This window comes from Parasphingorhabdus sp., from assembly GCF_036568145.1.
Taxonomy (GTDB): domain Bacteria; phylum Pseudomonadota; class Alphaproteobacteria; order Sphingomonadales; family Sphingomonadaceae; genus Parasphingorhabdus.
Genome location: NZ_DATCTC010000028.1, coordinates 68306 through 91563, shown reverse-complemented (window position 1 = coordinate 91563; position 23258 = coordinate 68306). Strand labels below are relative to the sequence as shown.

At 55.2% G+C, this 23258-nt stretch carries 25 protein-coding genes; 20 read left to right on the top strand and 5 right to left on the bottom strand.

Annotation, left to right across the window (positions count from 1 at the left end):
- Positions 1-66: 66 nt before the first annotated feature.
- The 3 genes from acpS to pyrE all read right to left on the bottom strand — a co-directional run bounded on the left by acpS (position 67) and on the right by pyrE (position 1952).
- Positions 67-474 carry a holo-ACP synthase gene (acpS, locus tag VIN76_RS10635; protein WP_332041821.1) on the bottom strand — a complete coding sequence of 136 codons (408 nt, stop codon included), beginning with the start codon at positions 472-474 and terminating at the stop codon, positions 67-69.
- Positions 475-627: 153 nt separating this feature from the next.
- Entirely contained in the window at positions 628-1362 is a 735-nt protein-coding gene (locus tag VIN76_RS10630; RefSeq protein WP_332041820.1) for a pyridoxine 5'-phosphate synthase, read from the bottom strand.
- Positions 1359-1952, bottom strand: coding sequence for an orotate phosphoribosyltransferase (pyrE, locus tag VIN76_RS10625; protein ID WP_414696341.1), 594 nt, complete (start codon positions 1950-1952; stop codon positions 1359-1361). The genes VIN76_RS10630 and pyrE overlap by 4 nt, the downstream gene beginning before the upstream one ends.
- Positions 1953-2192: 240 nt before the next feature.
- Here pyrE and coxB point away from each other — a divergent pair, with 240 nt between their 5' ends.
- From coxB to VIN76_RS10555, 14 genes are all read left to right on the top strand, one after another.
- Positions 2193-3251, top strand: coding sequence for a cytochrome c oxidase subunit II (gene coxB, locus VIN76_RS10620; RefSeq protein ID WP_332041819.1), 1059 nt, complete (start codon positions 2193-2195; stop codon positions 3249-3251).
- A gap of 13 nt (positions 3252-3264) precedes the next feature.
- Positions 3265-4917 (top strand): cytochrome c oxidase subunit I, encoded by a 1653-nt coding sequence (ctaD, locus tag VIN76_RS10615; protein WP_332041818.1) that lies wholly within the window; start codon positions 3265-3267, stop codon positions 4915-4917.
- Between the two features lie 89 nt (positions 4918-5006).
- Entirely contained in the window at positions 5007-5912 is a 906-nt protein-coding gene (locus VIN76_RS10610; protein WP_332041817.1) for a heme o synthase, read from the top strand.
- Positions 5909-6067: a hypothetical protein gene (locus VIN76_RS10605; RefSeq protein WP_332041833.1), complete on the top strand. Its 159-nt coding sequence runs from the start codon at positions 5909-5911 to the stop codon at positions 6065-6067. Before VIN76_RS10610 ends, VIN76_RS10605 begins: the two co-directional genes overlap by 4 nt.
- A gap of 2 nt (positions 6068-6069) precedes the next feature.
- On the top strand, positions 6070-6660 hold the full coding sequence (locus VIN76_RS10600) for a cytochrome c oxidase assembly protein (protein WP_332041816.1): 591 nt from the start codon (positions 6070-6072) through the stop codon (positions 6658-6660).
- Positions 6661-6694: 34 nt separating this feature from the next.
- The gene (locus VIN76_RS10595) at positions 6695-7564 is read left to right on the top strand and encodes a cytochrome c oxidase subunit 3 (protein WP_332041815.1); all 870 of its coding nucleotides are present in this window, start codon (positions 6695-6697) and stop codon (positions 7562-7564) included.
- A 9-nt stretch (positions 7565-7573) separates the two neighbouring features.
- Positions 7574-7966: a DUF983 domain-containing protein gene (locus tag VIN76_RS10590; protein WP_332041814.1), complete on the top strand. Its 393-nt coding sequence runs from the start codon at positions 7574-7576 to the stop codon at positions 7964-7966.
- Positions 7963-8553 carry an SURF1 family protein gene (locus tag VIN76_RS10585; RefSeq protein WP_332041813.1) on the top strand — a complete coding sequence of 197 codons (591 nt, stop codon included), beginning with the start codon at positions 7963-7965 and terminating at the stop codon, positions 8551-8553. Before VIN76_RS10590 ends, VIN76_RS10585 begins: the two co-directional genes overlap by 4 nt.
- 42 nt (positions 8554-8595) lie before the next feature.
- The gene (thrC, locus tag VIN76_RS10580) at positions 8596-9999 is read left to right on the top strand and encodes a threonine synthase (protein ID WP_332041831.1); all 1404 of its coding nucleotides are present in this window, start codon (positions 8596-8598) and stop codon (positions 9997-9999) included.
- The gene (locus VIN76_RS10575) at positions 9992-10876 is read left to right on the top strand and encodes a class I SAM-dependent methyltransferase (protein WP_332041812.1); all 885 of its coding nucleotides are present in this window, start codon (positions 9992-9994) and stop codon (positions 10874-10876) included. Before thrC ends, VIN76_RS10575 begins: the two co-directional genes overlap by 8 nt.
- A gap of 71 nt (positions 10877-10947) precedes the next feature.
- Positions 10948-11319 (top strand): dihydroneopterin aldolase, encoded by a 372-nt coding sequence (locus VIN76_RS10570; RefSeq protein ID WP_332041811.1) that lies wholly within the window; start codon positions 10948-10950, stop codon positions 11317-11319.
- On the top strand, positions 11316-12077 hold the full coding sequence (locus tag VIN76_RS10565; RefSeq protein WP_332041810.1) for an SDR family oxidoreductase: 762 nt from the start codon (positions 11316-11318) through the stop codon (positions 12075-12077). Before VIN76_RS10570 ends, VIN76_RS10565 begins: the two co-directional genes overlap by 4 nt.
- Positions 12078-12197: 120 nt before the next feature.
- On the top strand, positions 12198-12770 hold the full coding sequence (locus VIN76_RS10560) for a fasciclin domain-containing protein (RefSeq protein WP_332041809.1): 573 nt from the start codon (positions 12198-12200) through the stop codon (positions 12768-12770).
- Between the two features lie 109 nt (positions 12771-12879).
- On the top strand, positions 12880-13287 hold the full coding sequence (locus VIN76_RS10555) for an EVE domain-containing protein (protein WP_332041808.1): 408 nt from the start codon (positions 12880-12882) through the stop codon (positions 13285-13287).
- Between the two features lie 329 nt (positions 13288-13616).
- Here VIN76_RS10555 and VIN76_RS10550 read toward each other — a convergent pair whose 3' ends face one another.
- Together VIN76_RS10550 and VIN76_RS10545 are read right to left on the bottom strand one after the other, a co-directional pair.
- Positions 13617-15272: a thiamine pyrophosphate-binding protein gene (locus VIN76_RS10550; protein WP_332041807.1), complete on the bottom strand. Its 1656-nt coding sequence runs from the start codon at positions 15270-15272 to the stop codon at positions 13617-13619.
- A gap of 44 nt (positions 15273-15316) precedes the next feature.
- Complete coding sequence (locus VIN76_RS10545; protein WP_332041806.1) at positions 15317-16765, bottom strand: NAD-dependent succinate-semialdehyde dehydrogenase; 1449 nt, start codon at positions 16763-16765, stop codon at positions 15317-15319.
- Positions 16766-16855: 90 nt separating this feature from the next.
- Here VIN76_RS10545 and VIN76_RS10540 point away from each other — a divergent pair, with 90 nt between their 5' ends.
- The 6 genes from VIN76_RS10540 to gspF all read left to right on the top strand — a co-directional run bounded on the left by VIN76_RS10540 (position 16856) and on the right by gspF (position 23154).
- Entirely contained in the window at positions 16856-17776 is a 921-nt protein-coding gene (locus VIN76_RS10540) for an SMP-30/gluconolactonase/LRE family protein (protein ID WP_332041805.1), read from the top strand.
- Positions 17777-17785: 9 nt separating this feature from the next.
- On the top strand, positions 17786-18484 hold the full coding sequence (locus tag VIN76_RS10535) for a VIT family protein (RefSeq protein WP_332041804.1): 699 nt from the start codon (positions 17786-17788) through the stop codon (positions 18482-18484).
- Positions 18481-19125 (top strand): HAD-IA family hydrolase, encoded by a 645-nt coding sequence (locus tag VIN76_RS10530; protein WP_332041803.1) that lies wholly within the window; start codon positions 18481-18483, stop codon positions 19123-19125. The genes VIN76_RS10535 and VIN76_RS10530 overlap by 4 nt, the downstream gene beginning before the upstream one ends.
- A 98-nt stretch (positions 19126-19223) precedes the next feature.
- A complete protein-coding gene (locus VIN76_RS10525; RefSeq protein WP_414696340.1) occupies positions 19224-19805 on the top strand; it encodes a type II secretion system protein N in 582 nt (193 codons plus the stop codon).
- Positions 19806-19849: 44 nt separating this feature from the next.
- A complete protein-coding gene (gene gspD / locus VIN76_RS10520; RefSeq protein ID WP_332041830.1) occupies positions 19850-21940 on the top strand; it encodes a type II secretion system secretin GspD in 2091 nt (696 codons plus the stop codon).
- A complete protein-coding gene (gspF, locus tag VIN76_RS10515) occupies positions 21940-23154 on the top strand; it encodes a type II secretion system inner membrane protein GspF (RefSeq protein ID WP_332041802.1) in 1215 nt (404 codons plus the stop codon). Before gspD ends, gspF begins: the two co-directional genes overlap by 1 nt.
- The last annotated feature ends 104 nt before the right edge of the window (positions 23155-23258 follow it).

Sequence of the window (23258 nt, the reverse complement as noted above, 5' to 3'; positions counted from 1 at the left end):
TCTTCTTTAGTTAGTGCCCCGGGTATCATAATCGTCCGCTCGCATGAGGCCTGTCAAAATGAATAATTACCTGGATTGGGCTATTGCTTCGATAATGACGAATGCCTGAGCCCATGGATGATCGTCAGTGAGTGTAAGATGAATAAGCGCATCATATCCCGCCGGGGTCAGTGCGTCGAGCCGTTTCTTTGCGCCACCGGATAGCATAAGAGTAGGCGCGCCGCTTTGTGCGTTGACGACTCCGATGTCCTTCATGAAGACGCCCGCCTTAAAACCGGTTCCAACCGCTTTTGAATAAGCTTCCTTTGCGGCAAAGCGTTTCGCGTAGGTTCCGGCCTTTGTAAATGGCCGCCGTGCGGCTTTGGCACGTTCGATTTCCGTGAATACACGCATTTCAAAGCGCTCGCCAAACCGGTCGAGCGAATTTTGAATGCGCTCTATACTACAGAGGTCTGATCCAAGACCGATAATCATATCAATACGTCATCCCATTTAATCCACCTGTCATCCCTGCGAAGGATGGGATATCCGATGAAGAAACGCCCATTCGACAGAGATATTCGCCTTCGCGGGTAAGTACGAGGTTATGACGGGCGGTTTCGTTGAAATGCCAGGAGAAACAGACGCTCATCTCGCATCATCCATAAGAGTACGCATTTGCCGGATGCTTCCGGCCAAGCCGCTGAATATCGCCTCGCCAATCAGGAAATGCCCGATATTCAACTCAGCCAATTGGGGGATCGCCGCAATGGGCACCACATTATCAAAGGTCAGCCCGTGACCGGCATGGGGTTCGATACCATTTTTGACGGCCAGTGCGGCAGCGTCGCTGATTCTACGTAACTCCGCCTCCCGCTGCGCACCCGTGACCTCTGCATAAAGGCCGGTATGAAATTCAACCACCGGTGCGCCCAGACGGATGGCGGCTTCAACCTGTCTGGGATCAGGCTCTATGAACAGGCTCACGCGGATATTGGCCTCTCGCAACTGGCCGACAAAATCGTGCAACCGGTTATGCTGTCCAGCGGCATCCAGTCCGCCCTCGGTCGTGCGCTCTTCGCGGTTTTCGGGGACGATACAGGCAGCATGTGGTTTGTGACGTAAGGCGATGTTCAGCATTTCATCTGTGGCGGCCATTTCCAGATTGAGTGGAATGGACAAGCTTTCCATTAATATAGTCAGGTCATCGTCGCGAATATGGCGCCGGTCTTCGCGCAAATGGGCGGTAATACCATCGGCCCCGGCCTCTGCAGCAATTGTGGCGGCGCGAATGGGCTGCGGATGTTCACCGCCGCGCGCATTGCGGATCGTGGCCACATGGTCAATATTGACGCCCAAGCGAAGATACTGCGTTTGGTTCATGCTTTACGGCTACCTGGCTTTGTAGTTGGAATGGCGGCCAATTCAGCGGGAACTTCATTGTCGGCATAAGAAGGTACTTCAAGCGCGATCAGCGGGAAAAAGGGAACATCAAAGCGGGCCGCGCCATTTGACCTGTCGACCAACGCGCCCGCTGCAATAACTTCACCGCCCGCGAGAGCGATAGCTTTCATCGCTTCGCGTGATGACAGGCCGGTTGTCACAACATCTTCCATCATCAGGACTTTTTGGCCGGGCTCCAGTCGAAAGCCCCGACGCAGTTCGAATGTGCCTTCGGGTCTTTCCAGAAATATAGCCTCTTTACCAAGCGCTCTACCCATTTCATGACCGGCAATAACGCCGCCCATCGCCGGGGATACGACAATATCAATAGCATCACGAATAGCATCAGGCAGTTTGGCGACCAACGCTCCGGCCAACCTTGCGCCACGCGCCGGGTCCATCAACACGCGCGCGCATTGCAGATATTGTGCGCTGTGCCGGCCGGATGATAATATAAAATGCCCTTCTAACAGGGCGTCGCTCGCGCGGAATTCATCCAAAATTTCGTTTTCGGTCAATTTAATAGTCATCCTGTTTGGTCCGTATTCTTGAAATGGGGGCAACTTTGTTCCGGTAAAAGTCCAAAAATTTTAAAAATATGCGTAGAGTAGCTTGAGGCTTGCGATAACCCTGCTTATAAGCCGCGTCAAATAGTGCGTCTCAAGTTAACAGGACTCAGTATCCCTGCGGATTATAGTTGCCAGATTTTCTGGCTTGCCTGTTAGCGGAAAACGTATGGAAACAAGGGCTTAAATAAGGTTGGGCAAGTAATGACTCATTATGTGAAAGCATGGATTTTGGCATTGGGCCTGATTCTCACGCCAGCAGCTGCATTAGCGCAAGATGCGTTACCTGCTGCGCCGGATGTGGATGCAGCGCCAGTTGCTGCAAGCGTTGAATCAGAGGCTCCTGCGACTGAAGCATCTGCGGCTCCCGGGCTTGATCCTGCTCTCTATACGCCTATGAAGCCTACAGAAGGCGTTGGCATGCCGAAGGATGGTGGGTTTGATTTCCAGCCACAGGTTAGCCCGACAGGTGAGCAAGCCAAATGGATTAATAACGCGATCCTGCTGCCTATCATGATCGGGATCTGTCTGTTTGTTCTTGTGCTGCTTCTGGTTGTGATGGTCCGCTATCGCAAAAGTGCAAATCCGGAAGCTTCAAAAACCACACATAATACATTTATCGAAGTTGTCTGGACGGTTATTCCTGTTTTGATCCTTTTGGTGATTGCCGTGCCCTCGATCAGCTTGCTTGCAAAGCAGTTTGAACCTGCGCCGGATGATGTGCTGACTGTCAAAGTGACAGGCTATCAATGGTATTGGGGGTATAGCTATCCCGACAATGGTGATTTCGAAGTTATTTCCAATATGTTGCCGGAAGATGAAGCAAAGGCACGCGGAGAGACTCCGTTGTTTGCCGTTGACAACCGGATGGTAATTCCTGTCGGAGAGCCTGTAAAACTACTCATTACCTCAGCGGACGTGATCCACAGCTTTGCCGTTCCTTCCGCATGGTTTAAGCTGGATGCTGTGCCGGGCCGGATTAACGAGAAAGTACTGCAAATTGACAAGGTTGGCGTATATTACGGCCAGTGTTCAGAGCTTTGCGGTGTGCGCCATGGCTTTATGCCGATCACGATCGAAGTGCTTCCGAAAGACAAATTTAATGACTGGGTGCGCGCTAACGGCGGAACCGTAAAGGGGGACGAGCCGGCAGAAGCCAGTGGTGATGAATCAGGCGGAGATGATGTAGCCGCTGACGCTACCGCATCCGATGACACGATAACACAAGGCGAGCCTGCTGATGCAGCCGCCGCTGCGAACTAAGGGGTAGCAATCGATGACAACTATTGCAGCAGACGGCCAGATTTTGGACGATCATGCACATGACGCAGACCATAAACCTGCCTTTTTCCAGCGCTGGTTCATGTCCACCAACCACAAGGACATCGGTACGCTTTACCTGATTTTCGCGATTGTTGCCGGTATTATCGGCGGCGGGATTTCGGGTATGATGCGTTTGGAACTCGCTGAACCGGGTATCCAGTATCTTACAGGCTGGGTTGGCTCCGGGGCATCATTGGATGAGGCCTATCACCTATGGAATGTGCTTATCACTGCACATGGTTTAATCATGATCTTCTTCATGGTTATGCCAGCGATGATCGGTGGTTTCGGTAACTGGTTCGTGCCGCTTATGATTGGCGCACCGGATATGGCTTTTCCGCGGATGAACAATGTCAGCTTCTGGCTGTTGGTTCCTGCATTTTTGCTGCTCCTTGGCTCTACTTTTGTTCCAGGCGGTACCGGTAATGGTGCTGGCACGGGTTGGACAATCTATGCGCCGCTATCGACCAGCGGGTCTATCGGGCCGGCTGTGGATATGGTCATTCTGTCTATGCACTTGGCTGGCGCAAGCTCGATCCTGGGTGCAGTGAACTTCATTACCACTATCTTCAACATGCGTGCGCCGGGTATGACCCTGCACAAAATGCCGCTATTTGCATGGTCTGTTCTGATTACGGCATTCCTGTTGCTTTTGGCACTTCCGGTGCTGGCGGCTGCTATCACCATGCTGTTGACGGACCGTAATTTCGGTACGGCTTTCTTTGATGCTGCCGGTGGCGGTGATCCGGTTTTGTACCAGCACCTGTTCTGGTTCTTTGGCCATCCTGAAGTTTACATCATGATCCTGCCCGGTTTCGGGATGGTTAGCCACATTATCTCGACCTTCTCACGCAAGCCGATCTTTGGCTATCTCGGCATGGCTTATGCCATGGTGGCGATTGGTGTGGTCGGATTCGTTGTGTGGGCTCACCATATGTTCACAACCGGCCTATCGGTTAATGTGAAAATGTACTTTACCGCTGCGACCATGGTTATTGCGGTGCCGACCGGCATCAAGATTTTCTCTTGGATTGCAACCATGTGGGGCGGCTCGATCACGTTTAAAACACCTATGGTTTGGGCGCTGGGCTTTATCTTCATGTTCACAATCGGCGGTGTGACCGGTGTGGTTCTTGCCAATGGCGGGATCGACGATAACCTGCACGATACATATTATGTGATTGCTCACTTCCACTATGTGTTGTCTTTAGGTGCTGTATTCTCGATGTTTGCTGGCTTCTATTACTGGTTCCCGAAAATGTCGGGTCGCCATTATAGCGAGCTGCTGGGTCAACTGCACTTCTGGATTTTCTTCATCGGCGTGAACGTCATGTTCTTCCCCATGCACTTCTTGGGTAACCAGGGCATGCCGCGCCGCTATCCTGATTATCCGGAGCAGTTTGCCTATTGGAATGAAATTGCTTCCATCGGCTATGCGATCATGGGGGTTGGTGTGGTGATCTTCTTCATCAACATTGCATGGGCGTTCATCGCTGGCCGCAAGGCAGAAGATAATTACTGGGGTGAAGGTGCAACGACGCTGGAATGGACATTGTCCAGCCCGCCACCTTATCACCAGTTTGAAACGCTTCCCCAGATTAAATAATCTGGGAAAATAAGTGGGCTTATCTGTCCGGTGGCTTTTGGCTTGCCGGACAGAAAGTGATAAAACCGACTGAGATAATTGAAACAGAAATGACTATCGTTACGACATCATCATATAAATTGGCCAGTGCGAAGGATTTGTTTGCGCTCACCAAGCCGCGCGTGATGTCTCTTGTCATTTTCACAGCTATTTGCGGCTTGCTGGCTGCTCCCGGTTCCATTCATCCCGTGCTTGGTTTTACTGCCATTCTGGCAATCAGCCTGGGGGCAGGGGCGTCGGCGGCCCTGAACCAATGGTATGAGCGGGATATTGATGCAGTGATGAAACGCACTGCAAACCGCCCGTTACCAGCTGGGCGTATGGATAGCGAAACCGCTCTCCATTTCGGTATCGGCCTTGCCGTATTTTCCGTTGTGCTCATGGGATTAGCGGTTAACTGGCTAAGCGCTTCTATATTGGCGTTCTCAATCTTTTTCTATGCGGTGGTGTATACGATCTGGCTTAAACGCAGCACGCCGCAAAATATCGTCATCGGCGGTGCTGCAGGAGCATTTCCGCCAGTTATTGGCTGGGCGGCTGTGACCGGTGATATCAGTTTGATGCCCGTCTTGCTGTTTTCAGTTATCTTTTTCTGGACTCCGCCCCATTTTTGGGCACTCGCGCTGTTCGTAAATAGCGATTATTCCAAAGCGGGAGTTCCGATGATGCCGGTTGTTGCAGGGCGCCAGTCGACCCGTCGGCAAATCGCCGCTTATAGTGTGATACTCGCGATCTGTGCGATTGCTCCCTTTGCCCTGGATATGACAGGCGCGATTTATGGCACGGTCGCAATTGTGCTTAGCGTGATTTTTGCTTTCCTGTCCTTCCGCGTTGGCCTCAGCAAAACCGAAGAGCCAAGCAAGATGAAGGCCGAGAAGCATTTGTTCAGTTTTTCCATTTTTTATCTGTTTGCGCTATTTGGCGCGCTGGTAGCAGATCGGGTTATATTAGCATGAGCGAGATTGATCCCGATAAAAAGCCAATGACACCAGAAGAGCAAAAGGCATATCAGGCGCGCCAGAAACAGCGGGCCCTTATTACGGCCGGGCTGCTATTTTTTCTGGTGGTGCTTTTTTACCTGATTACTGTTGTTAAGATTAGCGGGTCTTGATTATGAGCGCCACGCAGAAAATAGACTTATCGGCTAAAAACCGGCGGGTAGCCACGATATTTGCTGCGGTCGCGCTGGCCATGCTTGGCGTGGGCTATGCAGCAGTACCTCTTTACGAAGTTTTCTGCCGAGTGACTGGTTATGGCGGCACGACACAACGCGTTGATGAGGCAAAGGCGGCGACTGTACAAACATCGCACCGCGTTATGTCTGTGCGTTTTGACTCCAACGTCAACTCTGCCTTGCCATGGACTTTCAAACCTGAACAAGCTGTGGACCGCGTGACTGTCGGCGCGCGCGATATGGCTGTTTATCTGGCAACCAATGAATCGGACGAGGCGATTGTCGGAACCGCGACATTTAACGTAACGCCTCTGCAAGCGGGTCAATATTTCAATAAAGTGCAGTGTTTCTGCTTCACCGAGCAAGTCTTGCAACCAGGTGAGACGATGCGGATGCCCGTGCTTTACTTTATTGATCCAGCGATCCTTGATGATCCGGATACAAAGGACATTGAAGAGATTACCTTGAGCTATACATTTTATCGCTCAAAAGACGGCATAGCAGTAGACCCCGCGAATAGCGGCGGCTAAGGACATTAACGAAAGAAGTTTGGGGAATCACACCATGGCTGGAGCCAAAAATCACGATTATCATATATTACCGCCAAGCATTTGGCCGTTTTTTGGTGCTTTTTCTGCGCTAGTATTGGCGATGGGCGGTGTGATGTGGCTGCATACCGATTTCTTCGGTGCAGCCGGATCCTGGGTGTTCGGCCTTGGTGTTTTGTTGATGGCCATTACCTTTTACTCATGGTGGTCGGATGTGGTCGCAGAGGCTCAGGCCGGCGATCATACACCTGTTGTGCAATTGCACCTTCGTTACGGGATGATCCTTTTTATCGCTTCTGAAGTGATGTTCTTTGTTGGCTGGTTCTGGGCCTGGTTTGACTTTTCGTTGTTCCCACAGCCACTTGAATTTGTTGACGGCATTACGACGAATATGATCGGGCAGGAAGGTGCTGAAGCGCTGGTACAATGGCCACCTAAGGGCGTAGAAGTACTGAGCGCATTTGAACTTCCGCTGTTAAACACGCTGATTCTGTTGTGCTCCGGTACCACGATAACATGGGCGCACCACTCGCTGATCCATGGCAACCGTAATGGATTGATTACTGGCCTGTGGTTAACAATCATTCTTGCCATTATCTTTAGCTGCATTCAGGCATATGAATATAGTGTTGCACCATTCCCGTTCGCTGGATTGAACTATAGCAGTGCCTTTTATATGGCGACCGGGTTCCATGGCTTCCATGTGATTGTCGGTACGATCTTCCTGATCGTTTGTTTGGTCCGTGCTTATAAAGGTCACTTCACCCCCCAACAGCATTTTGGCTTTGAAGCAGCGGCATGGTATTGGCATTTTGTCGATGTCGTGTGGTTGTTCCTGTTCATTGTTGTATATGTATGGGGCGGCTGGGGCGCACCGGTCCACTAGGATAGTTTGTTGACCGATATTGAAAAACCCAAAGGGCAGCCGGACGTTCTTCCTGCTGCCCTTTTCGGACTTTGCCCCCATTGCGGGCAAAAAACCCTGTTCCGTAGTGTAACGGCTTTTGCTTCCAAGTGCCGTGCCTGTGGTCTGGATTACGACCAGTATAATGTTGGCGACGGGCCCGCTGCATTTCTGACTTTAATTGTCGGCGGGATAATCGTAGCCCTTGCCTTGATCGTAGAACTGAATTTTCAGCCGCCCATATGGGTTCATGTGATATTATGGTTTCCTTTGACGGTTGCCGCTGTTGTCGGTTCACTAAGGGTATCAAAGGGAATATTGTTAATTCTTGAACATCGAAACCAGGCCCGAGAAGGCAGCATTGATGGCGATGGTAAGGAATGAAGCGGATACCGGTCTTTGTCACTGCTGTCGTACTTGCGGCTGTGGCGACTATGATCGGGCTAGGCATTTGGCAGCTACAGCGCGCTGAATGGAAAAACCAGCTACTCACAACCTATGAAACGGCGCGGGATAAGCCCGCTATCAGCTATCCTGCGGTTCCCGTTGAAGGTGATCCCCCTTATTTCCGTCGGTCATCAGTGAATTGTCTGGAAGTTCTGGATTGGCGTTCCGTCAGCGGCCGTAACGTGAAGGGCGTATCGGGCTGGGCCCATATTGCCCATTGCAAAACTTCGGGAGGAGAGGGGCCGGGCGCACAGATTGTCGCCGGTTGGTCGAGATCAGCCGAAAATCCGGAATGGAGCGGCGGTATTGTGGATGGTGTTATTGCACCTGATAGGCTGCATATCGTGCGGCTAGTGGCTAGCGAGCCCGTCGCCGGACTTGAAAAAAGTCAGCCACCAGCAACAGATGATATACCTAACAACCACATGGCATATGCGGTGCAGTGGTTTTTGTTCGCGGGCATAGCTTTAATCATCTATATTCTGGCTTTGCGACTACGTAATCGAACGGACAGCGAAGCATAAAACTTGCCCTTGAAGGACGAGGCCGCTAACCCGCTGGCCATCATGAAATATATCTCGACGCGCGGTGGCGGTGAGCCACTTAATTTTGAACAGGTAACTCTTGCTGGCTTGGCCGGTGATGGCGGCCTTTATGTGCCCGCTCAATGGCCCAAGCTGACACAAGATGAAATCGCCGACATGGCCGGTCTTCCGTACACGGAAGTGGCCGTTCGCGTGATGAAGCCGTTTATTGGTGATTCCCTTACCGAAGAGGAATTAAGGTCTTTGTGTGAAAAGGCATATGGGCGCTTTGCCCATAATGCAGTGACACCGCTTGTGCAGTTGGACGGACAGCACTGGTTGCTGGAATTGTTTCACGGGCCGACTCTGGCGTTCAAAGATGTCGCCCTGCAATTGCTTGGTCTGTTGTTTGAGACGTTTCTAGCGCGGCAAGACAAGCATCTCACAGTTGTGGGGGCTACGTCCGGTGACACGGGATCAGCCGCCATTGATGCGCTGGCCGGGCGTGAGAAGGTGGATATTTTCATGCTTCATCCCGATGGACGCATATCGGATGTACAGCGGCGCCAGATGACTACCGTTCTAGCACCTAACGTTCACAACATTGCGATTAGCGGAAGCTTTGATGATGCGCAGGCAATGGTCAAACGCATGTTTGCCGATAGCGAGGTAACTGACCGCTTTGCCATTTCTGCTGTTAACTCGATCAACTGGGCCCGGTTGATGGCGCAGATAGTCTATTATTTCTATGCCGCATCGCAATTGGGTTCGCCGCACCGCAAAGTTGCGTTCTCTGTTCCGACTGGCAATTTCGGCGACGTGTTCGCCGGTTATGTCGCCGCGCAAATGGGGTTGCCGGTGGAACGGCTTATTGTCGCAACCAATGTGAATGACATATTGCACAGGGCTTTGAGCGAAGGTGATTATTCAACCGGAACCGTGACGCCTACTGCGGCGCCTTCGATGGATATTCAGGTCAGCAGCAATTTTGAGCGTCTATTATTCGATCTGGAAGGCCGCGATGGAGCGAAAACGGCTGCCCGGATGAAGGCATTTGAAGAGACGCGCAATATGCAGATTGATCCGGAGATGCGGGCCAAGGCTGCGGCTATTTTTACAAGCGCGCGGGTGGATGCGGACAGCATGACGCTGGCTATGAGCCAGGCGCAGGAAAATTCCGGACAGGTGATTGACCCGCACACTGCTATCGGTCTGTCTGCGGCTCGGTCAGCGGATATTGATCCGTCGGTACCCATCGTGACTCTGGCCACCGCTCACCCTGCCAAATTCCGGGAGGCTGTGGAGCGGGCAACCGGATCCAGACCAATTTTGCCGCGCCGCATCGGGGATTTGTTCGATCGCGAAGAGGCGTGTGAGAAATTGCCGGGCGATTATGATGCCGTAAAGGCCTACATCACCGCAAATGCAACGCCCGCCAATGGCTGAAGCGTCGTCTCAACCCGGCGTAATGATTAGCGATCCGCGCAGTGACTATGCGCTGATCGACAGCGGTAATGGCCGCAAGCTGGAGCGCTATGGCGACTATCGTTTCATTCGCCCGGAACCGCAGGCCATGTGGTCACCGGCACAAGACGACTGGCAGGCGGATGGCGAGTTTATTCCCGCATCGGATGATGAGGGCGGTGGGCGCTGGCACTTCAACAACCCGGTTCCGAAAGAGGGGTGGCCGCTTAGCTGGGAAGAAGTTACGTTCACTGCTCAGTGCACTCCCTTTCGGCATCTTGCCTATTTTCCCGACATGGCCCCGGTCTGGCGGTGGATCCGTTCCAATCTCCAAGGTCTCGACGAGCCGCAAGCGCTTAACCTGTTTGGCTATACCGGCGTCGGAACGCTGGCTCTGTCTGCGGCGGGGGCGAAGCTGGTTCATGTGGATGCTTCCAAGAAATCGGTATCGGCAGCGCGCGACAATGCGGCCTTGTCTGGCATGTCGGAGCGTCCGATCCGCTGGATCATTGACGATGCAGCGAAATTTGCTGCCCGCGAGGTCCGTCGGGAGCGGCGCTATGACGCGATCCTGCTTGATCCGCCGAAATATGGCCGCGGTCCGGACGGCGAGATATGGCGGCTTGAAGAGGATCTGGCCCCGCTGGTCGAAAATTGCGGGAAGCTGCTCGATGAAGACAGCCGGTGCCTGTTCCTGACCGTTTATGCTGTGCGGATGTCTGCTTTGGCGCTGGGGTCGCTGCTGGAAGAAAAGCTCGCGCATCTTGGCGGCACGATTGAGGTGGGCGAACTGGCGGTCCGCGAAGAAACACGCGGATTGTTGTTGCCGACTGCGATCTATGCGCGCTGGTCGAAATAGGGGTCAGGCTGACGGCCCCGAAACAGGCGGTGATGCTTGCCATTGGCGCTGCAAAGTGGTGAAGATATATTATGACTGATACGCTCACATTAGAAGTCAATGATCTGGAGGTCGATGTCCTGACGGGCATCTATTCCGAAGAGACCCACTTGCCGCAACCGCTTCGCATTTCCATTGCGGCCGAGCTGAAAGTGCAAGAGCGTTACGAGGCGGATACGCCGCTGGACAGTTCCAAAAACTATATGGACCTTAAAGAGGCCGCGACCACAGCCTTGCCGGAAGGCCTGCATTTCAAACTGATAGAGGCGGTAGCAGATCATATTATCGAGACTTTGTTTCTACAGGACAAAAGAGTGCTTCGCGTCACGGTGAAGATCGTAAAACTGCTGCTCTCTGAAAAGGGAGAGGCCATTGGTATTACCCTCTCGCGAGTGCGTAAATGAGTGAGCCGATCAAGCTGGCGCTGGTGACAGGCGGATTCAGACGGCTTGGCGGACATATTGCGGGCCGCCTGGCACAGGCCGGATATGCGTTGGCGCTGCATGGTCATAAATATTCCGAACCGGGCGAGGAGCTTGCCGGAACGTTGAAAGAATGTGGCACTCAATGGTTCGGCTTTACCTATGATTTTGGCCATGACAGCGCGGCTGCGGCCTTGCTGGATGATGTCGTTCAACATTTTGGTCGCCCCCCTGATCTGCTAGTTAATAGCGCATCTGTATTTGATTATGACGACGCCCGGACACTGGACGGTGCATCGCTGGAAAAGCATCTAAGGGTCAACATGACGCTGCCGACCCTGCTGACGACCGCGCTGGCACGGCTGACACCGGCGGATCAGCGCGCGTCGGTGGTCAACATAATCGACCAGCGCATCTGCAACCCCAATGGCGACCAGCTCAGCTATACCCTGTCGAAACAGGCTCTGGCCGCATCGGTCCGGACGCTTGCCAATGCCTGTGCCGACAAGCTTCGCGTTAACGGCGTTGCGCCCGGCCTGACCATCCCGACAGAGGATTATGACGCGGAGCAGATGGAGCGTTTGACCGCCCTTATGCCGCTGGGCCGACTATCCTCTCCGGACGATATTGCGTCGGCAGTATGTTATTTTGCCGAAGCACAAAGCGTCACCGGCCAGACCCTTTTTGTCGACGGCGGCGCCCATATGAAGAGCTTTGAACGGGACTTTATGTTCATGTAACAACGACAGGTCGTGATTTTGCCCTCGGTTCGTCCATAAAATCCTTGCTTACTGGCAGGTTTTCTTCATCTCGAAGCCGACTCTCCCCCAACGTCATCCAATATCTCTGAAAGGAATCTAATGCGTATTACTTCTAAAATCCTTGTGGCAAGTGCTGCTGTTATTTCGTTGGCCGCTTGTGCCGATAACAGCGGACAAAGTGAAGCCGACAAGGTTGCTGCAGAAGAAGCTGCAGCAAAAGCGGCTGAACCTGTGTCACTTGTCGGTGCAGCCCAGCGTAACGAAAATTTCTCTACTCTGGTAACAGCATTGGCTGCTGCTGATCTGGGCAGCACATTGACCGAAGAAGGCCCATTCACGGTTTTCGGACCAACCAATGATGCGTTTAACAAGGTTGACCAGACCAAATTGAGCGAACTTTTGACCGCCGACAAGAAAGAAGAGCTGGCTGCGTTGCTTAGCTATCATGTTGTTGCTGGCAAGATGACGGCTGCGGATATTGCCAAGGCTGTTGCAGAAGGCGAAGGCACAGCGACCCTGAAAACGCTTCAGGGCGGTTCGCTGACCGCTTCTCTGGAAGGTGACAAGGTCATTCTGGAAGACGAAGACGGTAACAAATCCTCTGTGGTGGTGGCCGATGTCGATGCGACCAACGGCGTCATCCACGGCATTGATACGGTTGTTCACCTGTAATAGCCGTTCCAATGAAGACATTGAAAGGCCTCGCCCGACCGGCGGGGCCTTTTTTGTTGGCGGCAGAACGGCTATTGCTATCCGGTATTTGGATGAAGGAGCGGAAGCGATGGCGCATTACTGGTTGATGAAATCGGAACCCGATGAATATGGCTGGGACCATCTGGTTGCCGAAAAAGAGGGCACCTGGGACGGCGTGAAAAATGCACAGGCCAGCAATAATATGAAAAGCATGAAGCTGGGCGATCAGGTTTTTTTCTACCACTCGCGGCAGGGGCTGGAAATTGTCGGCATCATGGAAGTCAGCCAGGAACATTTCCCCGATCCCTTCGATGATAGTGGCCGCTGGGTCGCCGTTAAAGTGAAGCCGGTCCGCAAGCTGAACAAGCCGGTTACGCTGAAAGCCATGAAGCAGAATCCGAAACTTGCCGACCTGCCCATCATCCGCCAGTCCCGCCTGTCGGTAGCACCGGTAACGAAAGCGCAGTGGGACGAGATTTTGTCGATGGCGAAGTGATTTTGAAGTCCCGTTGGGGAAAGTCAAACTTCACAAACTTCACACCAAGGAACTGCGCATTTCCACCAAATCCTGAAAAATGCGGATTTTGGGTGAGGCGCGGGATTTGACATATTCGGCCAAGTGAAAAACGCGCATATATTATTCAAAGCTGAGAAAGAACAAAAGCGAAATTATCACGGCCGGGTGCCTGTAGGAAAGGGGTTTTTCGGGGAGTTCCGGTGAGAGGTTGTGCTCCGCACTTGATGCGGGGCCCAGGGTGGCTGTCACGCTCCCCTACTCTGGGCTCCGCATCAAGTGCGGAGCACGTTGCTCTTAATCCTTAACCCTTAACCCTTATTCCTCAACCCGCTCACCGTCGCGCCCGCTGCTGTCAGATATTCCACATCGGTTTTCAAATGAAGCAGGCGCAGGCCGGTTTGTTCCATGGCTTGTTCCAGCGCGGGGGCGAATTGGTCGGTGCTTTCCACGACTGCGCTCCACCCGCCATAGGCGCGTGCGAGCATGGCGAAATCGGGGTTTCTCAGGGTAGTCGCAGATAGCCGCGCCGGATATTCGCGCTCCTGATGCAGCCGGATGGTGCCATAGCTGCCATTGTCGATGATGATGACGAGCAGGTTCGCTTCATATTGGACCGCGGTGGCCAGTTCCTGCCCGTTCATCATGAAATCGCCGTCGCCTGCTATGACGACCGAGACGCGCTCCGGAAAACGCAGTGCGGCTGCGACTGACGCAGGCACGCCGTAACCCATGGCGCCCGATGTCGGGGCAAGCTGGCTGGGGTAATCGCCATAGGTCCAATAGCGATGCCACCAGCCGGAATAATTACCGGCCCCGTTGCAGATGATTGCATCGGCGGGCAATATGTCCTGCATTGCCTGAACGCACAGCCCAAGGTCCAGCTTGGCGCCGGATGGTTTTACGGTTGCCCATTCCCGATAATCGGCATGGGCGGCTTTCCCGCAATCAAAGCTCAACAGGTCATCTTCCCACAGCGCGGCCTGCTCGGCAAATTCGTGCATCTCGGCACAGATGGGCAGGTCGGTGCGATAGACATGGTTCAGCTCGTCCGGATCGGGATGGATGTGGACCAGTATCTGGCCCGGATGATCGGGGGTGATGAGCGTATAGCCATCGGTCGTCGCCTCGCCCAGCCGCGCGCCCACCGCGATGACAAGATCGGATGCCTTGATCCGCTCGACCAGCTTGGGGTTGGGACCATAGCCCAGATTGCCCGCATAGACGGGGCTTTCGTTGGGGAAATTGTCCTGTCGCCGGAAAGCACAAGCGACGGGCAGGCCAATCCGCTCGGCATATTGGGCAAAATATTCACGCGCACTGAGGCACCAGCCAGCACCGCCGACAATGGCAATCGGATCGGTCGCATCGCGCAGCAAGTCGGTGAGCGTGGTCATCGCATCGGCGCACATGGGCTGCACCGGGGCGATGACCTTGGGCCGGTCGAGCGCTTCTACCTGATCGCGCAGCATATCTTCGGGCAGGCTGAGCACCACGGGTCCGGGGCGGCCGGAACTGGCGGTATCGAAAGCGCGGGCGAGATATTCGGGGATGCGCGCGGCGTTGTCTATCCGTGCGGCCCATTTGGCGAGCGGGGTGAACATGGCGGTAAAGTCGACTTCCTGAAACCCTTCGCGGTCCCGGTCATCGCGTGAGACATCACCGATGAACAGGATCATCGGGGTGCTGTCCTGCATCGCGGTATGGACGCCGATGCTGGCATTGGTCGCGCCGGGACCGCGGGTGACAAAGGCAATGCCGGGCTGGCCCGTCATCTTGCCATCGGCCTCTGCCATGAAAGCGGCGCTTCCGTCCTGCCGCGTGACGATGGTTTCTATGTTTTCACAGTCATGCAGCGCATCGAGGACGGAAAGAAAGCTTTCGCCCGGAACGGTGAAAATGCGTTCGGTGCCCTGAATGACCAGTTGATCGACAAGGATTTGCGCGCCGCTCCGGGTGGTTGTCATTTTTCATTCTCCTAACAAGTCATTCCCCCGGATCGTCATGTCCGTCAACTCTGGTGGATCGCTTTCGTTACCATATAGGCTTTTAGCCCGTCGGGGCCGTCCTCTGATCCGTGGCCTGATTCCTTGACCCCGCCAAAGGGCGCATCGCCCGGACTGACGGTCAGGTTGTTGATCGCCACCATACCCGCTTCAATCTTGTCCCCGACAATATTCGCCGTGCGCAGGCTTTCAGTGAAAGCATAAGCTGCAAGGCCAAGGGGCAGGCGGTTGGCCTGTTCTATGGCTTCGTCCATCGTGTCAAATGGCCGCATCACCGCCACGGGGCCAAAGGGTTCGGTGTTCATGATGTCGGCATCCAGCGAAACATCGGTCAGCACCGTGGGCCGGTAATAAAAGCCCACATTGTCCCCGCCATTACCCAAGGCTTCCCCGCCAAGACGCACCTGTGCCCCCTTGGCCTTGGCATCTGTGATAAGCCGCTCCATTGCTTCGGGGCGGCGCGGATTGGCGAGCGGACCCATGTCGATATTATCGCCAAAGCCGTCCCCGACCCGCACTTTTTCCGCGCGCCGGGTAAACTCTTCGGCAAACCGGTCATAGATGCCGGACTGCACGTAAAAGCGCGTGGGCGATACGCAGACCTGGCCCGCATTGCGGAATTTCTGCACCGAAAGCAGGTCGAGCGCCTTGTCCATGTCGCAATCGTCAAAGACCAGAACCGGCGCATGGCCGCCCAGCTCCATCGTCGTGCGCTTGACGCCTTCTGCGGCCAGTTTGAGCAGATGTTTGCCAACGGGGACCGATCCGGTGAAGCTGATCTTGCGGATGACATCGGATGCGATCAGGTGGCTGGAAACCTCCGCCGGGTCGCCAAACACCACTTGCGCCGTGCCGGAGGGCAGGCCCGCATCAATCAGGCAGCGGATCATCTCGATCGGGCTGGCGGGCGTTTCCTCGGCCGGTTTCAGGATGATCGAGCAACCGGCGGCAAGCGCGGCGGCCAGTTTCCGTGCCGGAGTGAAGACGGGGAAGTTCCAAGGGCTAAATGCCGCAACCGGGCCAACCGGCTGATATTTGACGAGGCTTTGTTGACCCGCGGGGCGCACCAGAACGCGGCCGTAACAACGCTTGGCTTCCTCGACCATATTGTCGAACAGATTGGCGGAATTACTGACCTCGCCAATCGCCTGGGCCAGCGGCTTGCCTTGCTCGGCAGTCATCAAACGGCCGATGTCCGGCGCGCGTTCGCGCATCAGGTTGGCGGCTTTACGAAGGATCGCGCCGCGCTCGGCTATCGGGGTATCGCGCCACACCGGAAAGGCCCGGCCCGCTGCATCCAGTGCGCGGTCGAGATCGGCTTTGGTGGCTTTGGGCAGGTCGGAAATTATTTTGCCGGTGGAGGGGTTTACGACATGGTGAATGTCGCGGCCTTCGACCTCGATCCATTCGCCATCAATATGAAGTTGCAGTGACCGGGGATAGGTGTCTGGCATAGTCTCTCCTGTAACTGATGCTAACAATACTAGACTTGTCGTAACTTTCCCGCAATGACTGTGATCAAAATGAAATAATGGAGGGGATATATGGAACTTGTAACAGATGGACTTCGCTTTCCCGAAGGCCCGATCGCTATACCGGACGGCAGCGTCATACTGACCGAGATTGAAGCGGGGCAGCTAACCCGAATCGCGCCCGATGGCACAAAGGATGTGGTCGCAAAGACCGGCGGCGGGCCCAACGGCGCAGCTATCGGGCCGGACGGCAAAATCTATGTCTGCAACAATGGCGGTTTTGAATATACGGAATCGGGCGGCTATCTGGCCCCCGCGGGGATAGCGCGCGATTATTCGGGTGGCCGGATAGAGCGGATTGACCCGGTAACCGGCGCGGTGGAAGTGCTTTACAAATCGGGCGATTTTGACTGCGTCCTGCGCGGCCCGAATGACATAGTGTTCGACGAGCATGGCGGCTTCTGGTTCACCGACCATGGCAAGACCGACTATGAAAAACGCGTCCACGATATAGTCGGGATATTCTATGCGAAAGCCGATGGCAGCTATCTGGAAGAAGTCATCTTCCCTTCGCAAAATCCCAATGGTGTCGGCCTGTCACCCGATGGCAAGTCGCTATACGCGGCGGAAACCTTCACCTGCCGCCTGATGAAGTTCAATATCACCGCGCCGGGAAAAGTATCGCCGGATGCAGGGCCGGGCGGTCCCGGCATCCCGCTTTACCGTCCCGCTGGATACAAGTTTTTCGACAGCCTGGCGGTCGAGGAAAGCGGGAATATCTGTGTCGCGACGATCGGCGAATGCGGGATCAGCGTGGTCTCTCCCACCGGCGAGTTGGTAGAGTTCGTCCAGACAGATGATATTTTCACCACCAATATCTGCTTCGGCGGTGATGATATGATGGATGCGTGGCTATGCCTGTCCGGCTCCGGAAGACTCGTCAAAACCCGCTGGAAACGCCCCGGCCTTAAACTGGAATATTTGAATAAATAGGAACGTCTCTTGTCCAGAATTCATGATGAATCACACCGGATCGATCGAGTTGGCTGGCTGCGCGCGGCTGTACTGGGCGCTAATGACGGGATTGTCTCGACGGCAAGCCTTGTCGTCGGGGTGGCTGCTGCCTCGACTTCCCAGCAGACGATATTGTTAACTGCCTTTGCCGGTCTGGTGGCTGGCGCAATGTCGATGGCAGCGGGCGAATATGTGTCGGTCAGTTCGCAGGCTGACAGTGAAAAAGCAGAGCGGGCGAAGGAAGCCTGGGAACTGGAGAATCAACCGAAAGCTGAACGGATCGAGCTGATATCAATATACAAGAGTCGGGGATTGACGAGCGATCTGGCGGAACAGGTTGCCGACCAGATGATGGCGCATGATGCGCTTGGCACGCATTTGCGCGACGAGCTGGGCCTGAGTGAGCATTTTTCGGCACGGCCGTTACAGGCAGCCTTTGCCTCGGCGCTCGCCTTTGCCGCCGGGGCGATACTGCCGGTGATTCTTGCCGCACTATTTTCGGGCCAGATGTTGATCTGGGTCGTGTCAGGCGCGGCGCTGGTGCTGCTCGCTGCGCTCGGCGCGATAGGTGCTTGGTTGGGTGGGGCCTCAATCTGGCGACCAGTGGTCCGCGTCACTTTCTGGGGGGCTGCCGCGATGGCGATCACTGCTGCCATTGGATCAATTTTTGGAGCTACTGTTGCATGATATACGAGACTGTTATTTTTGACTTTGGCGGGGTGATTACATCCTCGCCTTTTGAAGCGTTTAACCGGCTTGAGACTAAACGCGGCGTTCCGCTGCACAGTGTCCGCAAAATCAACAGCACCAATCCGCATGACAATGCGTGGGCGAAATTTGAACGCTCTGAAATTGATGCGGCGGGTTTCGACCTGCTCTTTGCCGAAGAGGCGCGGGCCATCGGCGTTGAGCTGGAGGGTAGCGAAGTGCTTTCGTGCCTTGCCGGGGATATTCGCCCCGCTATGGTTGCGATGCTCGATACGTTGAAGGACAGGGATTTCACCCTCGGCTGCATAACCAATAATGTGCCAACCGGAAAAGGCTCCGGCATGGCGCAGAACGAGGAAAAGGCGAGTGCCATCGCGGCGATCATGGCGCGATTTGACCATGTGATCGAAAGCAGCAAGGCGGGTGTCCGCAAACCCGATCCGCGCATTTACCAGATGATGTGCGAAGCGCTGGATGTGCAGCCTGACCAGTGCATTTACCTTGATGATCTGGGCATTAACTGCAAACCGGCGGCGCAGCTTGGCATGGCGGCGATCAAGGTGACAAGCGAGGAACAGGCATTGAAAGACCTGCATGACCTGCTGGATCTACCGCGCTAAGGGCCGGGGCTAAAGATTGAATAACTTTTCTGTTATCAATGAGTCGCAGGTTGCTGCGCAAACCGTTATACGCATCCTTGAACAGGATGTGGGGATTCGTGGATAATCAGGTGTCGAACCAGTTTCTGGTAAAAGGCCGGCTGTTTCCCAAACCGGGGCTTTATACCATTATACTGGTCATTTTGGCTATTTTGCTGGTGGTGCAGGCTGTCAGGCTGGTCTGGCTGGTGGTGACACCTGTGGGTCCGGTCGGGGAGTGGAGCGCGTCGCAGGTGCAGGTGCTACCCCCGCAATCGCGCGCGGCGCTGCTGAGCAGCTTTGACCCCTTTTACCGCAGCAGCCCGGAGCAAAGCGCCAATGTTATCACCTCTTTGCAACTCACTTTATATGGCGTCCGGATGAACGAGGGTTCCGGACTAGGCTCTGCAATATTGGCGGGGCCGGACGGTGTGCAGCAAAGCTATGCCGTGGGCGAGGAAGTGATGCCAGGCGTGACACTGGATGCGGTTCATTTCGATCATGTCGTCATTGATCGCGGTGGAGCCAGGGAAAGCCTGTATCTGGACCAGTCCGTGCCTGCGGAAACCGTGGGCGATGATATGGGCGGGGCCGTAGATGACGAAATATTTGATGAAGATGAAACGCTCGATGATATTGATCCTGAAACGGGCGCGCAATGATAGCGGCGTGGAGAAAACGAACGCTTGGCTTCGCGGCCTTTTTCATGGTTCTGGGCGCAGTATCGGGCGCTGGCACATGGTCTCCGGCGGCGGCGCAGCATAGCCTGAATGTCCGTGATGCCGACATTCGCGCTTTTGTTCAGGATGCGGCGCGGGTCACGGGGCGCACCTTCATCCTCGATAGCCGGGTGCAGGGCAAAGTGTCGGTCGTGACAGACCGGCCGCTATCCCGCAGCGAATATTTCGAGATTTTTCTTTCCACTTTGCGCGCGAATAATCTGGTCGCCATACCGACGACACGCGGTGCCTATCGGATACAGCCCGCCGATGATGCGGCGACCCAGCCCACCCGGATCGGCACGCGCCAGTCTGCCGCCAACCAGTTTGTCACCGAAGTCGTGCGCCTGAAATCTATCGAGGCGAGCGCCGCTGTGGAAACACTGCGCCCTTTGATAAGCAAGCAAGGGGCGATTACCGCAAACCGCAATGCCAACAGTCTGGTGATTGTCGATTATGCCGACAATATCCGTCGTGTGCGGGAACTGATCCGCCAGATTGACAGGGACAGCGCGGCATCGACTATCGTGAACCTGAGAAATGCCGGGGCGCGTGAAATTGCGACCTCCCTGCAAGCCTTGGCACAGCAGGGCGGCGAAGGCATGGCCGCGCCAGTGACAGTGGTTGCGATTGACAGCAGCAACAGCATCGCATTGCGCGGGGACCCCGGTGCGGTGGCAAAATTTTCCCAGATGGCGCGCGAGTTGGACCAGCAGGCCGAGTCCGGCACGGAACTGCGTGTCTATCATCTCGATTATGCCAATGCCGAACATTTGCTGCCGGTGATTGAACAGCTTGTGGGGCAGGGCGGGAACGCTTCTGCCGTGCCTGTGACGACGACGAGCAGCAGTGTCGGCGGGGGGAGCAATGGCGGCGCTACTGCGGCGGCAACACCTGCACCGGCCCAGATTAGCATTAGCGCGGGCGGCGGGATAGCGCGCCATGGCCCGGCGGTTGTCACCCGATTTGAGGGGACAAATGCCATTATCGTTGCCGCCAATCCCGATGTGCAGCGCATGGTGGGTGAGCTGATTCGCCAGCTTGACGAACGGCAGGAACAGATCGCGGTCGAGGCGATCATCGTCGAGATATCCGATAGTCTTGCGCGGGAACTGGGCGTGCAATTCCTGATTGGCGGAAAGGATGTGCCCTTTGCCGTCACCAATTTCTCCAACGCTTCCCCGAATATTGTCGATATTGCGGGCGGCTTGCTGGCCGACGAGTTTGACACGACAACCACCACGACCACGGACACAGCGACAACCGTCACGACGAATAGCTCGGTCGGGGATATGTTGCGGCAAAATGCGGCGGAAGCGGCACTCGGCGCGCGCGGGGCGTTTACAGGCTTTGCCACGACTTTGGGCGGCGACACGATATTGGGCGCGATTATCAACGCGGTGCAGCGCGATTCCGAATCGAACCTGCTCTCCACGCCGTCCCTGACGGTGAATAACAACCTGAAAGGCAGTATCCTGTTCGGTCAGGAAATCCCCGTTTCAACCGGCGAGGCTTTGTCCGGCAATTTCGATAATGCGTTCCGGACGATCCAGCGGCAAAATGTCGGGATCGAGCTGGAAGTCACACCGCAAATCAATGCCGGCAACGAAGTGCGGATGGAACTGCGTCAGGAGGTCAGCTCTATCGCCGGGCCGGTGTCCAATGATTTTAACGAGCTGATTATCAACAAACGCGAAATCAAGACGACCGTCACCGTGGGCGATGGAGAGATTATCGCACTGGGCGGTTTGCTCGATGATAATGAACGCCGCACGATCGAAAAAATCCCGTTTCTGGGTGATATTCCGGTGCTTGGCGAATTGTTCAGGTCGCGCGGGAAGTCGCGGATCAAAACCAATTTGATGGTGTTTATCCGGCCCAAAATCCTGCGTAGCCGATCGGATGCGGCGGCTTATTCGGCGCGGCGCTATGGCTATATCAGGGAGCGGCAATTGCTGCGTAATCCGGATGTTGAACCGTCGCTGGATGCGTTGGTTCGTGACTATATGGGGGCAGTGCCGCCTGTTGATGTCAATCGCCCCGGTGACCAGATCATCCAGGCGCCGGGAACAGAGTGATGCCCCATTTTTCCTACACAGCGATTGACCCGAAGGGGAAGGAAAAGAAAGGCCGTCTGGCCGCGGACAGCGTAGATGCAGCGCGGGCCAAGCTGGCGGAGCGCAATTTCTATGTTGTGAATATGGAGGCCGCGCAAGAGGGCGATAGCAAAACGGGCCGGCCCCTGTTCGGCCCCCGCAAGCTGAATTCGAAAGAACTGACCCTGTTCACCCGGCAGCTATCCTCGCTCGTGCAGGTCAGCCCGCTGGAAGAAGCCTTGCGGACCATCGGCGGCCAGAACGAGAAAGCCCATGTCCGGGAGCGGATAAGCACCGTCCATGGCGGGGTTATCGAAGGGCAGCGGCTGGCCGAGGCGATGCGCCGCGAACCGGCCAGCTTTCCGCCGCTTTACCGCGCGATGATTGCCGCTGGCGAAAGCTCTGGCACATTGCCGGACATTACCGAGCGTCTGGCCGACCTGCTCGAACGCCAGACCGAGATGCGCGGCAAGCTGATTAGCGCGCTTGCCTATCCAGTCGTGCTGGCGCTGGTGGCGATACTGGTGGTGGCGCTGCTGATGATTGCGGTTGTCCCGAAAGTGGTCGAGCAATTTGACAGTGTGAACCAACAGCTTCCCTTCGTTACCCGGCTGGTCATCGGCATTTCCGATTTTCTGGCGAGTTGGTGGTGGGCGATTGCGGCCTTGATCGCCGCGCTGGTGCTAATCGGTTGGCGCGCGTTGAAGGAACCGAAAATGCGATACAGGTTTGACGGCTTTTTGCTGCGCTTGCCGTTTCTGGGCCGGTTGATGCGCGACCTGAATGCAGCGCGGCTGGCGCGGACGCTCTCTACCATGGTCGCAAGCCGCCTGCCGATCATTGAAGGGCTGCGCCTGACGACCGGCACGATCAACAATGCCGTATTACGCAAGGCAACGGAGGATATGGTGGAGGCGATCCGGGGTGGTGGCAGCCTGTCCAAGGCGCTTAAAAATACCGGCGTTTTCCCGCCTATGCTGGTCTATCTGACCGCCAGCGGAGAGGCATCGGGGCAGCTTGACGACATGCTTGCCCGCGCCGCAGATTATATGGAGCGCGAGTTTGACAATTTCACCTCAACCGCGCTGTCATTGCTGGAACCGCTTATCATCGTCGTGCTGGGCGGCGTGGTGGCTGTGGTGATATTGGCGATATTATTGCCGATATTGCAGCTCCAGAACCTTGCCGGACTATAGGGGGATATATGTGCGTTGATCCGGCCTGTTTGCGGAGCGTGACAGGGCAGGGGAAATTGACTACTAAATCCTGCAAAGCGCAAAGTCTTTCAGTTGATTCGAGG